The organism is Mycobacterium sp. URHB0021 (assembly GCF_054057895.1).
Genome location: NZ_JBSRZT010000002.1, coordinates 1422234 through 1441461 on the forward strand (window position 1 = coordinate 1422234; position 19228 = coordinate 1441461).

A 19228-nucleotide genomic window follows, 5' to 3' on the forward strand; every position below is an offset into this window, starting at 1 on the left:
GTCCGTTAGATCTGACTGATGCTCGGCTGAGGAGGGCGGACGATGGAACGCGGCGGCACGTCCTGGGAAACCAGCGAGGTGGCGGCGACGACGGAATCGGCACCGATGGTCACGCCTCGCAGCACCGTGGTGCGGGCGCACAGCCACGCTCCGTCCTCGATGACTATCGGGCCGTTGTCGAACTCGAAAATCGGCGACGAACGATCGTGGCTCCCGGTGCACAAATACGCGCGTTGCGAAATGCACACGTCGGAGCCGATCACGATCGATTCGAGGTTGCTCAACTCCGTCCCGACGCCGATCCATGAGTTGTCGCCGACCGACAGCTTCCAAGGCCACTGGACCGTCACACCGTGCCGGATCAGCACTCCTTCGCCGATCTGCGCGCCAAACCAGCGCAGGATCGCGCAGCGCAGCCGGTTGGGGCACCAGACCTTGGTGAAGATCAGTGTCGAGACCGCCACCCACAGCGCCTGTGCGGCAAACCCGCGGCCCTTGTCGTAGGAACGACCGCGGGCCGCTCCGAGCGATCGGGTCGGTCGCACGTACGACACGGACTCACCTCTCTGCTGGCAAATATTTCTGGTGGCGTTCACACTAGTGAAATTGTGCATAATCCGCATCTATTTTCAACAACAGCTATCGTCTAGTCTGTGTCAGTGACCGCCACGAGTGCAAACGTCGCGACCGATGACGGGGTGATTCCCGTCCGGACGGGTGCAGACGTGCAGCATATCCGGCGAAGCTTCATCGGTCAGGCCGGGCTGTTGGCCGTCGGTGCCCTGTCAGCTATCCAGGTTGCCAACATCTCGGTCACGGCGCTGTCGCTGGTGTGCCTGCTCGTGGTGCCGGGTTTTCTGTTGATGAGGCACCGCGGGGTCGACCTGGTGCCGCTGGTGCTGGCGGCGTTGGGCTGGATCTCGTTCCTGGCGTCCGGTCTGGTGAACGACGTCAGCGTGCTGTGGCCGAACGCGATGGCGCCGGCCGGCTTCTCGTTGTATCTGATGGGCTTCACCGTGCTCACCGGCCGCAGTGTGGACCGCACCGCCACACTCCTTGCGGGCGTCGCCGCCGGTTCGGTCGCGTTCTTCGTTTTCCAGGGGATCGACCTGACGCACAGCGGCGGCTTCGGAAACCTGTGGAAGTACGGGATCGCCCATGCGGTGACCATCCTCGTTCTCTACGGGCTCATCAAGGCGCGGGTGGCGCCGCTGGTACCGGCCATCGCGTTGACGTTGCTCGGGCTGGTGAGCCTCGGCCTCAACTTTCGGTCACACGCGCTCGTCTGCCTGCTTGCCGCGGCCGTCTTCTTCGCTCACCGATTCCTGGGTTCACGGCTGCGGCGGGGTTGGCGATTCGCGGTCATCCTCGTGTTCGGACTGCTGTTCGCCTATGTGATGCCGATCGTGGCCCGAACCGGATTGTTCGGCACTGCGCTTCAGAAGAAGACGATGGAGCAGGACGCCACGGACCTGCCATTGCTCCTGGTCGGCCGGACAGAGCCACCGATGAACATCGCCGCGATACTTCAGCGTCCGATCCTCGGGTGGGGCAGTGGCCAAAACTTCACGACCGAGTTGTATACGCAGGCAGAGCATCTCGCGGTTCGAATGGGCTATCCGGCGACATTTCCTTTCGACGTGTACTGGCGGTTGCCGGTCTTCGACTACTCCGCGACCCACTCCGTCCTCATGGGGTCCTGGGCCGAGGGCGGCGTGCTCGCCGTGCTTCTTCCGTTGTGGCTATTGGTGGCGTGCCTGGGAATCGTCTGGAACTACCCGCGTTTTGGCCCATGGGCCCCGCTGGCGGTGACTGTCGGCCTCCAGGGCATCTGGGATCTGATGTACACCTCCTGGACCTACAACATGATCCCCGAGCACGCCTGCATCGCGTTGTTGTTCTGCGCCGTGCACTTCCGTAGGGAGCCGAGCCCGCCGTGACTCCGGACGTCAGTGTGGTGATACCCACGATCGGGCGGCCTTCGCTTGGCCGTGCGTTGCAGTCCGTCCTCGATCAGACATATCCGGTGACGGAGATCGTCGTCGTGGTGGATACCGACCGGCCCGTGCCGATGCCGCCCGACAAGCGGATCGTGCTGCTCCGTAGCGGGTCTCGGAGTGGTCCGGCGCGGTGTCGACAGCTCGGCATCGATGCGGCTCGCGGCTCGGTGATCGCCTTGCTCGACGATGACGACGAGTGGTACCCGACAAAGCTGGCGAAGCAGCTCGATGCGGTGGGACCGGCGACGGGCCGGCCCTGGATCGCGTCGTCGCGCCTGGTGGCAATCGGCCCGGGTACTCGTCGACGAACGTGGCCGCGCCGGCTCATCGAACCGGGCGAACCGATTGCCGACTATTTGTTCCGGTTCACCCAACTCGGGTTCGGTGGTGCGGCGCTACAGACCTCCACCCTGTGCTTCCCCGTAGAACTCGCCCGCAAGGTCAGATGGGACGCGCACGCGGACGAACCGCATGACGAACCGAGCTGGCTGATCCGCGTTCAGCGCACGGTCCCCGAGGTACGAGTGGTCCAGGTGGCAGAGGCGCTCAGCGATTACAACGTCGCGAACGCCTCGGTGTCGCGAGACACCTCCGACCGCACCGATGAGTACATCGATTGGGGCCTCGAGTATTTGGCCAACGAGTCACCGCGAGTGCTCGGCGACTATCTCTGCACCAGTCCGGTCAGCGCCGCAGTCTCCGCGCGATCACTGGCCGGAGTGCGCCGATCGATGCAGTCCGGGTTGCGATACGGACAACCCGGGGCCTTCGCTTTGTGCTACGCGGTCCTTAACGCGGCCAGGATCGTGATGCGTCCATCACGCGCCGCAGTCGGCCGATGACCGCCGGCCTGGCCCGCCTTGCGCCCGCCGAGCGTCGGGCATTTCTGTACGGCCCGCTCTATCGGGTCATCGGCACACCCGTCGTCGCCGCGCTGAGCCTGATCAACACCGCCGTCATCGTGCGCGAGACGGGCGAGGCGGTGTACGGACTGGTTGCGCTCATCTCGACCCTGACGTTGTTGTTTCCGTTCGCCGATCTCGGTATCGGTGCCACTGTCCTCAGCGCGAGTGCGCAACTGACGGGGCCGGGCCGGGACCCGGCCGCGGTGGATGTCATCCGCCGGGCCTACCACGTGCTGTGCTCCGTAGCGGCGGTCATCGTCGTGGCCGCGCTCGGTGTCATGGCGGTGAACGGCTGGGCCTACCTCGTCGGATTTGCAAGCGGTCCGTCCGACCGGTGGGCGATCACGGTAGCGGCATGTGTCTTCGCGCTGACGATTCCGACCGGCCTCGGAGTCCGCATCCTGATCGGTATCGATCGGAATCCATTGGCCACGTTGATTTTCATGAGCTGCCCGGTGTTCGCACTCGGATTTACGGCCTTGCTGTACGTGATCGATGCCGACGGAATCTGGTACGCCGTCTCGGGACTCGGCGGTGTTGTCATCGGTCAGGCCATCGGGACGGCGCTCGCGCTGCGCATCACCGGGCTCGGCCGATCGGCGTTCGCGCGCGTGACACCATCGGCTACCCGCCGCCGCCTGCTCGCCGGCAGCATGTGGTTGTTCGCGGTGGGGGTCGGGCTGGCAGCGGGCACGCAGTCCGGACGGCTTGTGCTCGCCCACTTGTCGACGCCGGTGGAGTTGTCTGGCTATGCGCTGATGGCACAGTTCTACGCCATCTGCTGGCAGGTCGTGTCGACGGCCGCGCTCGCGTACTGGCCGGTGTTCGTCAAACGGCGCGCGGCGACTGAGGAGACCGTTCGACTGTGGTGGCGGCTCACCGCAGCGCTGGCCGGCTGCGCGATTGTCGCGATGGTGTGTATGGCGTCGTTCGGGCCGTGGGCCGCGAAGGTGCTGTCGGGCGGCCGGATCGATGTATCACCTTGGCTTGCAATGGCATTCGGTGTGATTCTGTTGGGGCAGGCGATACACCTGCCTACCTTCGTGCTGCTGACCAGGCCCGACGAGGCGCGGTGGCAGGCGCGGTGGACCATGGCGATGGCGGTGGTGAGCGTCGCCGTGGGTTGCCTGGTGGCCTACCACTTCGGAGCGGTGGGGGTCGCCTGTGCCGCAGCACTGGGCATCTTTGCCGCACAGGTCTTGCCGGACCTACTGTGGGTCCCCAGGTTGGTGCGTCAGAGGTCCGGCGTCGTGCTCTGACGCCGGCGGATCGCCCACTGCTTGTTCGTATCATCGGCATAGAACAACTCATAGGGCTCGCGGCCGACGAACTCTCGCACCGCGCGGCAGACGCCATGATGAACGTGGGCGGGGTCGGTCTGCCAGTCGTCCCCCGCGATGACACCAATCGCCTTCACTTTTCTTGCGAGGAGTTCGAGTTCGTCGACCGAGTGCTCGTAATCGTGCGTCGAGTCGAGGTAGACCCAGTCGAAATAGTCGTCCTGGAATGTGGCGAGCACCTCAAGGTCGTATCCGACATGCAGTATGGCCCTGCCGCAGGTGAGTTCCGCGGCGTACGTTCGGAGCACGCGGGCCAGTGCGTCGACGGTCGATTTGTTTCCGTCGGCCCACGGCCATCTTTCGCCGATCAGGTACCACGGGTCGATCAGGTGAAGTTTCGCCGGCGCCGTCGCGTCGAGGATGAAGCGGGTGAAGTGGCCCTTGTAGACGCCGATCTCCGCTCCGATGCCGCCGTGCGGAATGGTCCGCTCGAGGAAGTTTGCCCTGACGGCCCCGCGCCTCCTGGCCAGTAGTGTCTCGACCGGAGCCAGCCTTCTGGCGTAGGACTTCACGTTGAGGAGAGGTGGCATGGGTCTCCTCTCGGCAATCACTGGGGGTAGTTGCCAGTGATGCTATAGCGACGCAGGTGTCTCGCGGAGGCGTCTCGATTCCATGAACCTTTGCGTCTTCAAGTTTGATTTGCTAACTGACGTGGTGCCAGCACAGTTCCAGACGAAGATCCGACTTGTCCGATGTTCGGCACGTCCATTCTTGCCTGCGCTCGGTGATGCTGTTTCCTACATTGACCTCGCGAGGAGCGAGCAACCGGTGCACCGAGAATAAAATTTGCTAAATTGCATGTTCGCGATGACCTGCCGATGATAGATTACGGGATCAGAAACCGTCCAGCATCTTGACAGCTAATCCGTAACATGTTGCGATGACGCCCCCGGTCGGAAGGGTATGCCGTGCCAGAACTGCGGAGTGATCGATTCGGAGCCCCCTGATGCGCGCCCTGGTCACCGGCGCAGCGGGATTCATCGGTTCGAGTCTTGTCGACCGGCTGCTGGCCGACGGTCATCAGGTGATAGGCATCGACAACTTTCGCACGGGAGTCACCGCCAATCTCGAGCACGCATTCGGCTGCACCGAGTCGAGTCCGCGCCAGTTCACGTTTGTACAGGGCGACATTCTGGCGCCCGAACTCTGCGACATCGTCGCGGGCGCCAATCCGCAGGTGATCTTCCACCTGGCGGCACAGGTCGACGAGGACGCGTCGGTTTCCGACCCTCAGTTCGACGCGCGCTGCAACGTTTTGGGCACGATCAACCTGTGCGAAGCCAGCAGGCGGGCCGGTGTTCGACGGATCGTCTATGCCGCGTCAGGTGAATCGCGCTACGGCGCACCCGGAAGTTCTCTGGTTGACGAAAGCAACGGCGTCGATCCGCTGTCACCGTTTGCGGTCGCCAAACTCGCCGGCGAGTTGTATCTGCGTGCCTATGCCGAAATGTATGACCTGGCACCGATCTGCCTCGCCTTGGCCAGCGTGTACGGTCCCCGGCAACATCCCCACGGGGCTGGCGGGGTGATCGCGGGTCTGGGTCACGCCATGGTCACCGGCCGCCCCTATGTGGCCTATCGGGACGGCGCGGTCACACACGACTACGTCTATGTCGACGACGCCGTCGACGCGTTCATGTGCGCCGCTTCCGCTCCCATGGAAATGACCGGGACCTTCAACATCGGCAACGGCCGGCACGTCACGTTGACCGAGGTACACGGATTGATGTCGGCGATCCTCGATGGACCGTCGCCGTCCGGCTTCGCCGTGGATGTCGGCGCCGAGTCCGACTCCATCGCCTTGGAGGCGATCAAGGCGAAAAACGAACTGGGCTGGACCCCGGCGGTCGACCTCGCGGAGGGTGTTCGACGCACGATCCGTTGGTTGTGCGCGACGCTCCAGCAGGAACCCCCCGAACTGCTTGGTGCGTAACGAGTTTCCGAGACTTACATGCAGCGAGGCTGCGGGTAGCTTACTATCCGCAGCCTCGCGTCCGTTTGAGGAGCCACGAATCAGACCGGCATCAACTCCACGCCGGCCAGCGCAACCGCATGGTCGCGCTCCGGCGCAGTGACGACCGCCCGGAAGCTGTCGCCTTCGTTCCAGATGCTGGCTTTCAGTGTCTCGCCGGGGAACACCACGCCGGCGAATCGTGCGCCGTATCCGCCGACGCGCGCGGCGTCGCCGTCGAACAGGGCGTCGACCATGGCCTTGCACGTCATCCCATAGGTGCACAAGCCGTGCAGGATAGGGCGCGGAAACCCGGCCGCCGCAGCGAAGTCAGGGTCGGAATGGAGCGGATTGCGGTCACCACACATCCGGTAGAGCAGGGCCTGCTGCGGCGCCACGGCAATGGCCAGCTCGAGATCGGGTGCGCGGCCTGGCGGCTCTGAAGATGTGGACCGGCCGCGCTCGCCGCCGAAGCCGCCTTCGCCGCGGGCGAAGATCGACCGCTTCTGCGTCCACAGCGTGGTTCCGTCCGGTGCGGTGACGGTGGTCTCCGACCAGATCACCGCGGCCTTGCCCTTGTCCCAGATGTCGGTGAACCGGGTGACGGCCCGACCTGTACCCGACGGCGGGATCGGGCCGGGAGCCGACACCGCCTCGCTTGCGTGTAGCACCCTGGACAGGTCGATGTCGATGCCGGGAAACTTCACCGAGGGTGGCTCCGTCATGTGAAGGCTCTGCGCCACATTGCCGAACGTCGGCAGCACCTGTGGGATGTCGTCGACGAGGTATCGCAGCTCGCGCTTGTCCATCGGGTCCCGACCCGCGCCGAGTCCGAGGTGGTAGAGCTGGACATCGCTACTCGTCCAGGTAAATTCGGCCGGCTCGAGCTCTGCGCCGAGCGCCTCGTCGAGATTGATCGGCATCAGTTCTTCCCCGCGACGTGCAAGGCTGCCAGGTACCCGAATGTCATGGCCGGACCGATCGTTCCGCCGGGGCCCGGGTACGTATGTCCCATTACCGGCGCACTCGCATTGCCCGCTGCGTAGAGGCCCTCGATCACCGAGCCGTCGTCGCGCAGGGCACGGCCGTGGATGTCGGTGCGGACACCGCCCTTCGTGCCGAGATCACCCGGCACCATCTTGGCTGCGTAGTATGGCGGATGGCTGATCTCGCCGAGGTTGGGGTTGGGTTTGTTCGTCGGATCGCCGTAGTAGCGGTCGTAGGCACTCTCGCCGCGCCGGAAGTCCTCGTCCGATCCCGATCGGGCGAATCCGTTGAAGCGCTGGACCGTGGCGGCGAAGGACTCGGCGGGCAGGCCGGTCTTGGCGGCCAGTTCCTGAAGAGTGCCGGCGCTGACGATGACGCCGGATTCGAGCCATTTCCTCGGAATACGTTGCCCGGGCTGCAAACCCGCGAAGATGTAGCGGTCGCGGTACTGCTGATCGAAGACCAGCCAGGCTGGAATGTTCTCGCCCGGCCCCTGGCCCTGACCGTATGTGCCGCCGTACATGTGGTGGCCGGCCTCGACGTAGGGCATCGACTCGTTCATGAACCTCTTGCCTGCCGCGTTGACAATGATCGCACCGGGGGAGTTGCGCTCCGACAGCGCGATCCACGGCGCACCCTCTAGTGGCACCGTCGGGATCCACCAGGCGTCCTCCATGATTTCTAATGCCGCGCCGAGCTTTTCGGCCGCAAGGATGCCGTCGCCGGTGTTGGCCTTGGCGCCGACCGTCCACTCGGTGGTGATCGGTGCGCGCTGGTACTTCACCCGCATCTGCTCGTTGTGCTCGAATCCGCCGCATCCGAGGATCACGGCTCGACGAGCGCGGACCAGTTCCGGCTCAGCGGATTCCGGCGCAGCCGTGTCCCGCACGTAGATTCCGCGGACCGCCCCGTCCTCGACGTAGAGGTCGGTGAGGGCCGTATTCAGGCGGACCGGTACACCGGCATTCTGCAGGCCGATGCGCAGTGGCGCGATCAGCGCGCGTCCCATGCCGACGAGGTTCTTGCCGGTCGCCTTGGCCCACATCGTGCGTGCGCCGACCTTGACGCTGCGCACCACACCGCGTGGATGGCGCTTGAGCTGATTGAGTCGCACGTAATCCTGTTGCATCACAACGACATTGAGTGGAACTTTGCCGTACGGCGGCTCGAGCCCGGGCAAATCGGCGCCGAGCTTACGGGCATCGAACGGCTTCGGTTCGATGGAACGGCCCGCGGGCCGTCCGCCCGGCGTCTCCGGGTAGTAGTCCGAATATCCCGGCACCCAGCACATTTTGAGTGGCGACTTCTTCAGCACGAACGACAGCATCTCCGGGCCGCGCTCGAGGTAGGTGTCGATGCGTTCGGGTTCGACGACGTCGCCGATGATCGAGTGCAGGTACGCGCGCGCCGCGGCTGGGCTGTCCTTGACGCCGTCGCGCTCGAGGATCTCGTTGTTCGGAATCCAGACTCCGCCGCCGGACCGTGCCGTCGATCCGCCATAGTGCAGGGCCTTCTCGACGACTAGGGTGGATAATCCCTGGTGGGCCGCGGTGAGGGCGGCGACCATGCCGGCGGCGCCGCTTCCCACCACAACGACGTCGTACTCCTGACCACTCATGTAGAACACGTTATAGAATTGCCCGGCTCGGGGACAACTGACCCGGTCGAAGATACGAGGGGACTTCAGCTAGATGCTCAGTGTCGAGGTGCGTGACGAGCTGGCCGCCGACCTCGCGCAGGCCGAACGGAGCCGCGTCGCGATCAATCCGTTGACCACCGGCAATCCCGATATCGATGTGGTCGACGCCTACGAGATCCAGTTGATCAACATCCGCCAGCGCGTCGCCGAGGGCGCCCGGGTGATCGGGCACAAGGTCGGTCTGTCGTCGGAGGCCATGCAGAAGATGATGAACGTCGACGAGCCCGACTACGGCCACCTGCTCGACGAGATGGCTGTCTTTGAAGACAGACCCGTTCCGGCCGGCCGTTATCTGTACCCGCGGGTCGAGGTCGAGGTCGGCTTCATCCTGGCCGACGATCTGCCCGGCGCGGGCTGCACCGAGGACGACGACGTGCTGGCGGCGACGGCCGCCTTCGCGCCCTCGATCGAGCTGATCGACACCCGCATCAAGGGCTGGAAGATCAAGCTTTGCGACACGATTGCCGACAACGCCTCGTCGGCCGGATGGGTGCTGGGCGAGGCCCGGGTATCGCCCAAGGACGTCGATATCCGCGCCATCGAGGCGGTGCTGACGAACAACGGTGAGGTGGTCGCCGAGGGGCGTAGCGATGCGGTGCTGGGCAATCCAGTGACCGCCGTGGCGTGGCTGGCGCGAAAAGTCGAGGGTTTCGGTGTCCGTCTCAAAGCCGGAGACATCGTGTTGCCGGGCTCGTGCACACGTGCGATAGATGCCCTGCCCGGGAGCAATTTCGTCGCCGACTTCAGCGGGTTGGGTTCAGTACGACTGAGTTTCGGATAAGGGAGACGACACATGCCGCAGAAGGTTTCGGTCGCCATCGTCGGTTCGGGCAACATCAGCACCGACCTGCTGTACAAACTGCTTCGGTCGCAGTGGCTCGAGCCGCGCTGGATGATCGGCATCGACCCCGACAGCGATGGCCTGGCGAGGGCGCGCAAGCTCGGTCTGGAGACCAGCCACGAGAGCGTCGACTGGCTGCTGGCCCAGTACGAGAAGCCGGACATGGTCTTCGAGGCGACGAGTGCCTACGTGCATCGCGACGCCGCGCCGCGCTACGCCGAGGCGGGCATCCGCGCCATCGACCTGACGCCCGCCGCGGTCGGACCGGGAGTGATACCACCGGCGAACCTGCGCGCACACCTCGACGCGCCGAACGTCAACATGGTCACCTGCGGTGGCCAGGCCACCATCCCGATCGTGTACGCCGTGTCCCGCGTCGTCGAGGTGCCCTACGGCGAGATCGTGGCGTCGGTGTCCTCGGCCTCGGCGGGCCCGGGTACCCGGGCGAACATTGACGAGTTCACCAAGACCACCAGCAGAGGCGTGGAGGTCATCGGCGGCGCCAGGCGCGGCAAGGCGATCATCGTCCTCAATCCCGCCGAGCCGCCGATGATCATGCGCGACACCATCTTCTGCGCGATCCCCGAAGACGCCGACCGCGACGCCATCGCGCAGTCCATCAACGATGTCGTCGCTGAAGTGCAGACGTACGTCCCGGGGTACCGGCTGCTCAACGAGCCGCAGTTCGACGACCCGTCGATCAACTCCGGCGGTCAGGCGCTCGTCACGACCTTCATCGAAGTGGAGGGCGCGGGCGACTATCTACCGCCGTATGCGGGGAACCTGGACATCATGACGGCGGCGGCCACCAAGGTCGGCGAGGAGATCGCCCGGGAGTCCCTGGTCGCCGCCGACGAGCGCTCGCGCGAGGAGCAGACAACCGCCGACGAGCGCTCGCGCGAGGAGCAGACAACCGCCGACGAGCGCTCGCGCGAGGAGCAGACAACCGCCGACGAGCGCTCGCGCGAGGAGCAGACAACCGCCGACGAGCGCTCGCGCGAGGAGCAGACAACCGCCGACGAGCGCTCGCGCGAGGAGCAGACAACCGGAGCGGGAGGCCAGGCATGAGTACGGACATCTTCTTCAACCCCATCTGGGATATCCGGATCACCGATACGTCGCTGCGCGACGGCTCGCACCACAAGCGTCACCAATTCACCAAAGAGGAAGTGCGCGCGATCGTCGCGGCACTGGACAGCGCGGGTGTACCGGTCATCGAGGTGACGCACGGCGACGGGCTCGGCGGGTCGAGCTTCAACTACGGCTTCTCCAAGACCCCGGAGCAGGAACTGATCAGACTCGCCGCCGAGACCGCCAAGGAATCCAAGATCGCCTTCCTCATGCTGCCGGGCGTCGGCACCAAGGAAGACATCAAAGAGGCCCAGAACAACGGTGGCTCGATCTGCCGGATCGCGACCCACTGCACCGAGGCCGACGTGTCCGTCCAGCACTTCGGGCTGGCCCGCGAGCTCGGACTGGAGACGGTCGGCTTCCTGATGATGAGCCACACGATCACCCCGGAGAAGCTGGCGCAGCAGGCGCGGATCATGGCCGACGCCGGCTGCCAGTGCGTCTACGTCGTGGACTCGGCGGGTGCCCTGGTCCTCGAGGGGGTGGCCGACCGGGTCTCGGCGCTGGTCGCCGAATTGGGGTCGGCTGCTCAAGTGGGTTTCCACGGCCACGAGAACCTCGGCCTGGGCGTGGCCAACAGTGTGGAGGCGGTGCGGGCGGGTGCCAAGCAGATCGACGGCAGCTGCCGCCGCTTCGGCGCCGGTGCAGGCAACGCTCCGGTCGAGGCGCTCATCGGGGTGTTCGACAAGATCGGGGTGAAGACCGGCATCGACTTCTTCGACATCGCCGATGCGGCCGAAGAGGTCGTCGCCCCGGCCATGCCCACCGAATGCCTGCTGGACCGCAACGCGCTGATCATGGGTTACTCCGGCGTCTACTCCAGCTTCCTCAAACACGCCATCCGGCAGGCCGAGCGCTACGGTGTGCCCGCACATCAACTGCTGCACCGCGCCGGCCAGCGCAAACTCATCGGCGGCCAGGAAGACCAGCTCATCGACATCGCACTGGAAATCAAGCGCGAACGCGACAGCGGCCAGCCGGCCGCGCGCTAGCGACACCAACGAACTTTTCAGCGGGCACGAAAAAACTGCGCTGTCCAGCCGCGACGCGTCATGGCGGGGCGAGCATCGGCGGCGCATTCGAGTCGTCAGACCATGCGGGCACGATGGGGGCATGACGACCCGCGAGCAGGCGCAGACGGTCCTGGAACAACTGGCCGGATCCGGCGCGACGCTGCGCGACGACCAGTGGACGGCCATCGAGGCGCTGGTGGTGCACCGCAGGCGCGCGCTCGTCGTGCAACGCACCGGATGGGGAAAATCGGCGGTGTACTTCATCGCCGCAAAGCTGCTTCGCGCGCAGGGACACGGACCGACGGTGATCGTGTCGCCCTTGCTGGCGTTGATGCGCAACCAGGTGGCCGCCGCCGAGCGTGCCGGTGTGCACGCCGCGACCATCAACTCGAGCAATGTCGCCGATTGGGCCGAGATCCACGATCGCGTGCGGGCGGGCGAACTCGACGTCCTGCTCGTCAGCCCGGAGCGGCTGAACAATCCCGACTTTCGCGACGAGGTGCTACCCGCGCTGGCGCATGACGCCGGCCTCGTGGTGGTCGACGAGGCGCACTGTGTGTCGGACTGGGGTCACGACTTTCGTCCGGACTACCGGCGCATCCGCACGCTGATCGCCGAACTGGGCGCCGACGTCCCGGTGCTGGCCACCACGGCCACCGCCAACGACCGGGTGGTCGAAGACGTGGCGACGCAGCTGGGTGTGGGCGGGCAGGACACCCTGGTGTTGCGCGGTGGGCTCGACCGTGAGTCGTTGCGGCTGTCGGTGGTGAAGGCCGGCAATCCCGCACAGCGCGCGGCCTGGCTTGCTGCGCACATCGATTCGCTCCCCGGATCCGGGATCGTCTACACGCTCACCGTCGCCCAGGCCCACGACGTGGCAGCGCTCCTGCGCGAACAGGGTCATCAGGTCGCGGCGTACACCGGCTCGACCGAAGCCGCCGAACGCGAACAGCTCGAGGCGGACCTGTTGGCGAACCGGGTCAAGGCACTGGTCGCCACGTCAGCGCTGGGTATGGGCTTCGACAAGCCCGACCTCGGCTTCGTCGTGCACCTCGGCGCGCCGTCGTCGCCGATCGCGTACTACCAGCAGGTGGGCCGCGCCGGCCGGTCGACGGCCAGCGCCGAGGTCATCCTGTTGCCCGGGCATGAGGATCAGGATGTCTGGCGCTACTTCTCCTCGGTCGCGTTCCCGTCGGAATCCATGGTGCGCAACGTGATTCGAGCTCTGGAACCGGATCGGCCCCAGTCGACGCAGGCGCTGGAGCCCCTCGTCGACCTCGGCCGGACCCGGCTGGAGATGGTGCTGAAGGTGCTGGATGTCGACGGCGCCGTGCGGCGTGTCAAGGGCGGCTGGATCGGCACCGCAGCACTGTGGGCCTACGACGAACCGCGCTACCGCAAACTCGACGAAGCCCGCAGGCGCGAACAGCAGGCCATGCTCGACTATCAGGTGACCGAGGGCTGTCGAATGGCGTTTCTGCGCGGCCAACTGGACGACCCGGAGCTCGGTGAGGGTGAGCGCTGCGGCCGCTGTGACAACTGCACGGGGGTCCGCGCCAGCGCCGACGTCGACGCGTCCACCGCAGAGGACACCAGGCAGCGGCTCATGCGGCCCGGGGTGGAGCTGGCGCCGCGTAGGCAATGGCCGTCCGGTCTGGCCAAGCTCGGCGTGAGCCTGAGCGGGAAGATCGGGGACGGACCCGCACCCGGCCGCGTCATCGGCAGGCTCACCGATCTGGGCTGGGGCGCCCGGTTGCGCGCGCTCCTCGATCAGCCCGACGGGCAGGTGTCCGACGACGTGGTACAGGCGGCGGTCAAGGTGTTGGCATCGTGGGACTGGGCGGCCCGACCGACCGCGGTGATGGCGCTGGACTCGGACCGCCGTCCGGAGCTGATCTCGTCGCTGGCCCGGGAACTCGCCCGGCTGGGCCGGCTGACCGATCTCGGCACACTGCAGTACGCGCCCGGGCGCCGGCCGGTGACGGCCGCGAACTCCGCCTACCGTGTCGCCGCGCTGGACGGATCATGGGTGCCGCCCGACCCGGACACCGTTGCGGGCGCCGGTGGACCGGTGCTGCTGGTCGACGACCTGTCGGATACCGGATGGACGGTGACGATGGCGGCCCGCGTCGTGCGCGCGGCGGGCGCCCCAGAGGTGCTGCCCTTTGCCCTCGCCAGCACCAGCTGACCAGCCACTTGCGCCCCATCGGTAACAGCTCGGCCTCCGCGGCCAATCAGGCGCCGTCGGACGCCTTCAATGACCCCTGGGGGCTGCAGGTGGCCCCATCGATGCGCTGGCGGTTACTCGCCGAGGTCTGACCGGCGGTCTTGCTCACTCGACGCCGCCAATGTGCTTGCCAGGTCTGACAACCAGGTAGTGCGGGCAAGATGGGGCGGTGACCGCCTCCCTCACCGATCATCGCCGCCGCCGACGTGCCGGGTCGATGGAGGTCCTGCTCGTAGCTCTCATCGCGCTGGCACTCGCCGCCGGCGCGATGAGTTCGTTCGTGGCACGCAACGCGGACCTGAGCGTGGCAGCGACGGTGTTCTGCGGAGTCTTCGTGCAGGCGCTCCCGTTCCTGGTGCTCGGCGTCGTGGTCAGTGGACTCATCGCCGCCTTCGTCTCGGCAGAGCGACTAGCCCGGTGGTTGCCCCGCCGCCCGGCGGTCGCCGTTGCCGTGGCAGGTGTCGGGGGTGCGGCCCTGCCCGGATGTGAATGTGGTTCGGTGCCCGTGGCGCGCCGCCTCTTCGGCGAAGGCGTTTCGGGCGCGGCAGCGCTGACGTTCATGCTGTCCGCACCCGCCATCAACCCCGTGGTGTTGGTCGCCACCGCGGTCGCGTTCCCCGGCCAGCCCGCGATGGTGCTGGCCCGCTGCGTTGCTTCACTGGTGACCGCCGTGCTCATGGGTCTGCTGTGGCTGCGGTGGGGTCGCGCCGAATGGGTGACCCGCAGGCTGCCGGTGGCTCATGCGCCCGACGCCTCACGCTGGACGGTGTTCACCGAAGCCGCCCGCCACGACTTCCTGCAGGCGGCGTCCTTTCTCGTGGTCGGCGCCGCGGCCGCGGCCGCATTGCGAGTCGTGGTGCCCGCGTGGGTATTCGAACACCTGGCCGGACACCTCGTCCTGGATGTGCTGAGCATGGCCCTGCTCGCGGTCATCCTGGCGTTGTGTTCGGAGGCGGATGCCTTCGTGGCCGCCAGCCTGACGATGCTGCCGGTGTTGCCACGACTGGTGTTTCTCGTTGTCGGACCCGCCATCGACGTCAAACTCGCTGCAATGCAGGCCGGCATGTTCGGCCGTCCGTTCGCAATCCGCTTCGGGCCCACGACGTTCGTGGTGGCCACCGCCGTCGCCACGACTGTCGGCCTGGTGATCCTCGGCGGTACGCGATGAGCCGCGGTACGCAGAACACCGTGCTGCTGCTCGTCGGCCTCAGTGCCGCGGTGATGGTGTTCAAGGGCTCGTATCTGCATTACGTCAAGCCATCGCTGCTGCCGTGGCTGGTCGCCGCCGCCGTCGTGCTCGTCGTGCTCGCGGTCACGGCGATCGTGTCGGATCTGCGACACGGGTCGCACCACCCTGCGGACGACGGTCATCGGCACCGGTCCTGGCCGGGCTGGCTGTTGGTGGTACCGATCGCGTTCATCACCTTCGTGGTGCCGCCGCCGATCGGTGCCCGCGGCGCCACCCCGGAGGCGGTCGCGGCGGCACAACCGCAACGCCGCCCCTTCCCGCCGCTACCGGCCGGACCTTCCCCGTCGGTTTCGCTGCCCGATCTGGTCATGCGGGCCGCCGCGGATTCCACCAACAGCCTCGACGGGCGACGCGTCACGGTCACTGGCTTCACGCTGAAGTACCCGCAGGGCACCGACCTCGGCCGGGTGGTGATCGTCTGCTGCGCGGCCGACGCCCAGCTGGCCCGGATCCATCTGTCCGGCCCCGGTGAGGCAGAGGTCTCCGGCTACCCCGAGGACACCTGGCTGCAGTTGGAGGGCCGGCTTGTCCCCGGGACGTCTGTGCCATCGAGCAACTTCATCCCCACCGTGGCGGTGGAGAGCGCCCAGCGGATCGACAAGCCCGCGAACACCTATACCTACTAGCCCTGCTGGGTACCGGCCGACGTGCTGAACAGTTCGCTATTGACGTAAAACAGAAACACGTTCTAGTTTCTAGGGGTGTACTCCCAGCCGCTGACCGATGCGATCACCGAGGCCGAGAGTCTCATCGCCGCCGCTCCGTTCATCGAATCCGAACCCGACCTCCTCGAGGGCCTCCAGTACTTCGCCGGTTGCATTGCGGGATGCACGCATCTGGCCTTCGACTACGAGCGGGACCATCCGTTCATGCAGTCCGGCACCGGGCCGTTCACCAAGATGGGGCTGGACAACCCGGACGCGATGTATTTCGGCACCCGCGTGCAGCCCGGACACGAGTACGTCGTCACCGGCAAGCGGGGCACCACCACCGACCTCGTTTTTCAGATGCTCGGCGGTGAGTACACCGACGACAACGTGCCCGAGAGCCAGGCGGCGTTCGACGACCGCGAACTCGACATCGACGACGACGGATTCTTCGAGTGGCGGATCACCCCCGACAGTCCCTCGCAGCTGGTCGTGCGCGAGGTGTACAACGACTGGTCCGCCCAGCGCGGATACATCGGTATCGCCAGAACGGACACCGCGGGCACCGCACCGCCACCACTGACCCGGGAGCTGATCGAAAAGCGTTATGCCGTAGCGGGAAAGCAACTGGTGCAACGGGTCAAGACCTGGCTGCAGTTCCCGCAATGGTTCTACAACAACCTTCCCGTCAACACGATGGTTGCGCCCCGCCTGACGCCGGGAGGACTCGCGACGCAATACTCGTCGGTCGGGCACTTCGACCTGACGCCGGAACAGGCGCTGATCATCACCCTGCCCGTCACCGACGCGCCGTACCTCGGCTTCCAGCTCGGCAGCCTGTGGTACATCTCGCTCGACTACATCAACCACCAGACCTCGCTGAACGGAACTCAGGCGCAGGCGGATCCGGACGGCAAAATCCGCTACGTGGTCGCCGATGGCAACCCGGGCGTGACGAACTGGGTCGAGACCGTCGGACACCGGAAGGGTTATCTGCAGTTCCGCTGGCAGCGGTTGTCACGTGAACTCACCGCGGCCGACGGTCCCACTGTGGAACTCGTCGAGCTGGACAAGGTCGCGGCGGCGCTGCCGTATCACGAGTCCAACAAGATCTCCGAGGGGGACTGGCGCGCGCGGATCGCTCTGCGCCAGAAGCAGATTGCCGACAGGATGGTGGGTTGATGCTGGACAACAAAGTCGTTGTGATCAGCGGGGTAGGGCCGGCGCTGGGCACCACACTCGCCCGGAGATGCGCCGAGGCGGGCGCCGACCTGGTGCTGGCCGCCAGGACCGTTGAGCGCCTGGACGATGTGGCCAAGCAGATCACCGACCTCGGCAGGCGCGCGGTCTCGGTCGGCACCGATATCACCGACGAGGCTCAGGTCGACAATCTCGTGGACGAGGCGCTGAAGGCCTACGGCAAGGTCGACGTGCTGATCAACAATGCATTCCGCGTGCCGTCGATGAAGACGTTGGCCAACACCACCTTTGACCACATGCGCGATGCGATCGAGCTGACCGTGTTCGGTGCGCTACGGCTGATTCAGGGCTTCACACCCGCACTGGCCGAAGCCAAGGGTTCGGTCGTCAATGTGAACTCGATGGTGGTCCGGCACTCCCAGGCGAAGTACGGCGCCTACAAGATGGCGAAGTCGGCGCTGCTGGCGATGTCCCAGTCGCTGGCGACCGAACTGGGTGACCAGGGCATCCGAGTGAATTCGGTTCTCCCCGGATATATCTGGGGAAGCACGCTGGAGAGCTACTTCAGCCACCAGGCCGGGAAATACGGCACTACCGTCGACGAGATCTACCAGGCCACCGCCGCCGCCTCCGACCTGAAGCGACTGCCCACCGAGGATGAGGTCGCTTCGGCGATCCTCTTCATGGCAAGCGATCTCTCCAGCGGGATCACCGGCCAAGCCCTCGATGTGAACTGCGGGGAGTACAAGGCCTGATGACCATCAGGACCGATGTCGGCACCGTCGACGAGTTGCACGTCTCGGCGACGAAGGCGTGCGGTCTCGACGATTTCGGCGACGACGACGACAACTATCGGGAAGCCCTGGGTGTGCTGCTCGATTCCTATGCCCGGGACGCCGATCTGACGGAGATCGGCAGCAAGATGCAACGGTTTTTCGTGCGCAATGCGCTGGTGGCACGGCTGGTGTCGGAGGCGGCGTTCAAGCAGTATCCCCAGCACGCCGACGTCTCGATCGAGCGCCCGATCTTCGTCACCGGACTGCCGCGCACCGGCACCACCGCGGTGCACCGACTGCTGACTGCCGATCCCAGGCATCAGGGGCTCGAGTTGTGGCTCGCGGAATTTCCACAACCGCGTCCGCCACGCGAAACATGGTCTCAGAACCCGGTTTTCCAGCAGATCGACGCCCAATTCACCAAGGCCCACGAGGCGAACCCCGACTACACGGGCCTGCACTACATGACCGCCGACGAGGTCGAGGAGTGCTGGCAGTTGCTGCGGCAGTCGCTGCATTCGGTGTCCTACCAGACGCTGGCCCACATCCCGACCTATTCGCGGTGGCTGTCGAAGCAGGATTGGACCAGGCCCTATCGGCGGCATCGCAAAAATCTCCAGCTGATCGGGCTGAACGACGCGGGGAAGCGGTGGGTACTGAAGAACCCCAGCCACCTCTTCGCGCTCGACGCACTGCTCGCCACATATCCTGATGCGCTGGTGATCCAGTGCCACCGGCCCGCCGAGACCATCATGGCGTCGATGTGCTCGCTGGCGCAGCACACGACCGAGGGCTGGTCCAACTCGTTCGTGGGAGACACGATCGGCCGGGACTCACTCGAGACCTGGTCACGCGGCCTGGAACTGTTCGATGCCGAACGGGCCAAACATGATCCGGCTCAGTTCTACGACATGGACTACTTCGAACTCATTGCCGACCCGGTGCGGACCGTAGAAGCCGTCTACCGGTACTTCGGAATCGAGATGACCGAGGCGGCCCGGTCGGCGATGGAGGCCGGCGACGCCGAGAGCAAGCAGGGGCCGCGCGCGCCGAAGCACACCTACTCGCTTGCCGACTACGGTCTGACCGACCAACAGGTCAAGGAACGCTTCAAGGGACTCTGAGTCACTGCACGGGGTGCCGGTAGCGATCTACATGATGGCGATCATGGCGATCACAGTGGTGGCCACCATCCGCGCGCTGGAAACCGCGGACCGAGACCTGCTCACCGAGGCGGACGCAACACGATGACGCGCGAACGC

General features: G+C 65.9%; 16 protein-coding genes and 1 pseudogene. 13 read left to right on the top strand and 4 right to left on the bottom strand.

The window, feature by feature from the left end; translation table 11 throughout:
- Nucleotides 1-5 precede the first annotated feature (5 nt).
- Nucleotides 6-554 (bottom strand): DapH/DapD/GlmU-related protein, encoded by a 549-nt coding sequence (locus ACVWWN_RS09165; RefSeq protein WP_457143615.1) that lies wholly within the window; start codon nt 552-554, stop codon nt 6-8.
- 105 nt (nt 555-659) lie between these two features.
- Between ACVWWN_RS09165 and ACVWWN_RS09170 the strand changes: the two genes are divergently transcribed.
- From ACVWWN_RS09170 to ACVWWN_RS09180, 3 genes are read left to right on the top strand one after another with little or no spacing between them, the layout of a single operon-like run.
- A complete protein-coding gene (locus ACVWWN_RS09170) occupies nt 660-1940 on the top strand; it encodes a hypothetical protein (protein ID WP_457143616.1) in 1281 nt (426 codons plus the stop codon).
- Nucleotides 1937-2842, top strand: coding sequence for a glycosyltransferase family 2 protein (locus tag ACVWWN_RS09175; protein WP_457143617.1), 906 nt, complete (start codon nt 1937-1939; stop codon nt 2840-2842). Before ACVWWN_RS09170 ends, ACVWWN_RS09175 begins: the two co-directional genes overlap by 4 nt.
- The gene (locus ACVWWN_RS09180) at nt 2839-4164 is read left to right on the top strand and encodes a lipopolysaccharide biosynthesis protein (RefSeq protein ID WP_457143618.1); all 1326 of its coding nucleotides are present in this window, start codon (nt 2839-2841) and stop codon (nt 4162-4164) included. Before ACVWWN_RS09175 ends, ACVWWN_RS09180 begins: the two co-directional genes overlap by 4 nt.
- Here the strand turns inward: ACVWWN_RS09180 and ACVWWN_RS09185 are convergent.
- Nucleotides 4140-4775, bottom strand: coding sequence for a class I SAM-dependent methyltransferase (locus ACVWWN_RS09185; RefSeq protein ID WP_457143619.1), 636 nt, complete (start codon nt 4773-4775; stop codon nt 4140-4142). The genes ACVWWN_RS09180 and ACVWWN_RS09185 overlap by 25 nt on opposite strands.
- Nucleotides 4776-5191: 416 nt before the next feature.
- Here ACVWWN_RS09185 and ACVWWN_RS09190 point away from each other — a divergent pair, with 416 nt between their 5' ends.
- Nucleotides 5192-6178, top strand: a complete 987-nt coding sequence (locus ACVWWN_RS09190) for an NAD-dependent epimerase/dehydratase family protein (RefSeq protein ID WP_457143620.1) — start codon at nt 5192-5194, stop codon at nt 6176-6178.
- An 80-nt stretch (nt 6179-6258) separates the two neighbouring features.
- Here ACVWWN_RS09190 and ACVWWN_RS09195 read toward each other — a convergent pair whose 3' ends face one another.
- Both ACVWWN_RS09195 and kstD read right to left on the bottom strand, forming a co-directional pair.
- The gene (locus tag ACVWWN_RS09195) at nt 6259-7119 is read right to left on the bottom strand and encodes a MaoC/PaaZ C-terminal domain-containing protein (RefSeq protein WP_457143621.1); all 861 of its coding nucleotides are present in this window, start codon (nt 7117-7119) and stop codon (nt 6259-6261) included.
- Nucleotides 7119-8801 carry a 3-oxosteroid 1-dehydrogenase gene (gene kstD, locus ACVWWN_RS09200; RefSeq protein ID WP_457143622.1) on the bottom strand — a complete coding sequence of 561 codons (1683 nt, stop codon included), beginning with the start codon at nt 8799-8801 and terminating at the stop codon, nt 7119-7121. Before kstD ends, ACVWWN_RS09195 begins: the two co-directional genes overlap by 1 nt.
- Nucleotides 8802-8874: 73 nt before the next feature.
- On the opposite strand from kstD, the gene ACVWWN_RS09205 reads away from it, so the two are divergent.
- From ACVWWN_RS09205 to ACVWWN_RS09245, 9 genes and pseudogenes are all read left to right on the top strand, one after another.
- Nucleotides 8875-9663 (top strand): 2-keto-4-pentenoate hydratase, encoded by a 789-nt coding sequence (locus ACVWWN_RS09205; RefSeq protein ID WP_457143623.1) that lies wholly within the window; start codon nt 8875-8877, stop codon nt 9661-9663.
- Nucleotides 9664-9675: 12 nt separating this feature from the next.
- Nucleotides 9676-10584 (top strand): annotated as a pseudogene (locus tag ACVWWN_RS09210) (acetaldehyde dehydrogenase (acetylating)); the annotation flags it as partial.
- Nucleotides 10585-10787: 203 nt separating this feature from the next.
- Nucleotides 10788-11846 (top strand): 4-hydroxy-2-oxovalerate aldolase, encoded by a 1059-nt coding sequence (gene dmpG / locus ACVWWN_RS09215; protein ID WP_457143624.1) that lies wholly within the window; start codon nt 10788-10790, stop codon nt 11844-11846.
- 121 nt (nt 11847-11967) lie between these two features.
- On the top strand, nt 11968-14055 hold the full coding sequence (locus ACVWWN_RS09220; RefSeq protein ID WP_457143625.1) for a RecQ family ATP-dependent DNA helicase: 2088 nt from the start codon (nt 11968-11970) through the stop codon (nt 14053-14055).
- A 256-nt stretch (nt 14056-14311) separates the two neighbouring features.
- Complete coding sequence (locus ACVWWN_RS09225; protein ID WP_457149062.1) at nt 14312-15262, top strand: permease; 951 nt, start codon at nt 14312-14314, stop codon at nt 15260-15262.
- Entirely contained in the window at nt 15259-15969 is a 711-nt protein-coding gene (locus ACVWWN_RS09230; protein ID WP_457143626.1) for a TIGR03943 family putative permease subunit, read from the top strand. The genes ACVWWN_RS09225 and ACVWWN_RS09230 overlap by 4 nt, the downstream gene beginning before the upstream one ends.
- A gap of 75 nt (nt 15970-16044) precedes the next feature.
- A complete protein-coding gene (locus ACVWWN_RS09235; protein WP_457143627.1) occupies nt 16045-17172 on the top strand; it encodes a hypothetical protein in 1128 nt (375 codons plus the stop codon).
- Nucleotides 17172-17945 (top strand): SDR family oxidoreductase, encoded by a 774-nt coding sequence (locus ACVWWN_RS09240; RefSeq protein WP_457143628.1) that lies wholly within the window; start codon nt 17172-17174, stop codon nt 17943-17945. Before ACVWWN_RS09235 ends, ACVWWN_RS09240 begins: the two co-directional genes overlap by 1 nt.
- Entirely contained in the window at nt 17945-19090 is a 1146-nt protein-coding gene (locus ACVWWN_RS09245; RefSeq protein WP_457143629.1) for a sulfotransferase family protein, read from the top strand. The genes ACVWWN_RS09240 and ACVWWN_RS09245 overlap by 1 nt, the downstream gene beginning before the upstream one ends.
- Nucleotides 19091-19228 lie beyond the last annotated feature (138 nt).

What these genes read in the sequence shown, in the direction of transcription:
- ACVWWN_RS09180 (WP_457143618.1), top strand. Translation starts at nt 2,839, where the DNA reads ATGACCGCCGGCCTGGCCCGCCTTGCGCCCGCCGAGCGTCGGGCATTT.
- ACVWWN_RS09185 (WP_457143619.1), bottom strand. Translation starts at nt 4,775, where the DNA reads ATGCCACCTCTCCTCAACGTGAAGTCCTACGCCAGAAGGCTGGCTCCG.
- ACVWWN_RS09190 (WP_457143620.1), top strand. Translation starts at nt 5,192, where the DNA reads ATGCGCGCCCTGGTCACCGGCGCAGCGGGATTCATCGGTTCGAGTCTT.
- ACVWWN_RS09195 (WP_457143621.1), bottom strand. Translation starts at nt 7,119, where the DNA reads ATGCCGATCAATCTCGACGAGGCGCTCGGCGCAGAGCTCGAGCCGGCC.
- kstD (WP_457143622.1), bottom strand. Translation starts at nt 8,801, where the DNA reads ATGAGTGGTCAGGAGTACGACGTCGTTGTGGTGGGAAGCGGCGCCGCC.
- ACVWWN_RS09205 (WP_457143623.1), top strand. Translation starts at nt 8,875, where the DNA reads ATGCTCAGTGTCGAGGTGCGTGACGAGCTGGCCGCCGACCTCGCGCAG.
- dmpG (WP_457143624.1), top strand. Translation starts at nt 10,788, where the DNA reads ATGAGTACGGACATCTTCTTCAACCCCATCTGGGATATCCGGATCACC.
- ACVWWN_RS09220 (WP_457143625.1), top strand. Translation starts at nt 11,968, where the DNA reads ATGACGACCCGCGAGCAGGCGCAGACGGTCCTGGAACAACTGGCCGGA.
- ACVWWN_RS09225 (WP_457149062.1), top strand. Translation starts at nt 14,312, where the DNA reads ATGGAGGTCCTGCTCGTAGCTCTCATCGCGCTGGCACTCGCCGCCGGC.
- ACVWWN_RS09230 (WP_457143626.1), top strand. Translation starts at nt 15,259, where the DNA reads ATGAGCCGCGGTACGCAGAACACCGTGCTGCTGCTCGTCGGCCTCAGT.
- ACVWWN_RS09240 (WP_457143628.1), top strand. Translation starts at nt 17,172, where the DNA reads ATGCTGGACAACAAAGTCGTTGTGATCAGCGGGGTAGGGCCGGCGCTG.
- ACVWWN_RS09245 (WP_457143629.1), top strand. Translation starts at nt 17,945, where the DNA reads ATGACCATCAGGACCGATGTCGGCACCGTCGACGAGTTGCACGTCTCG.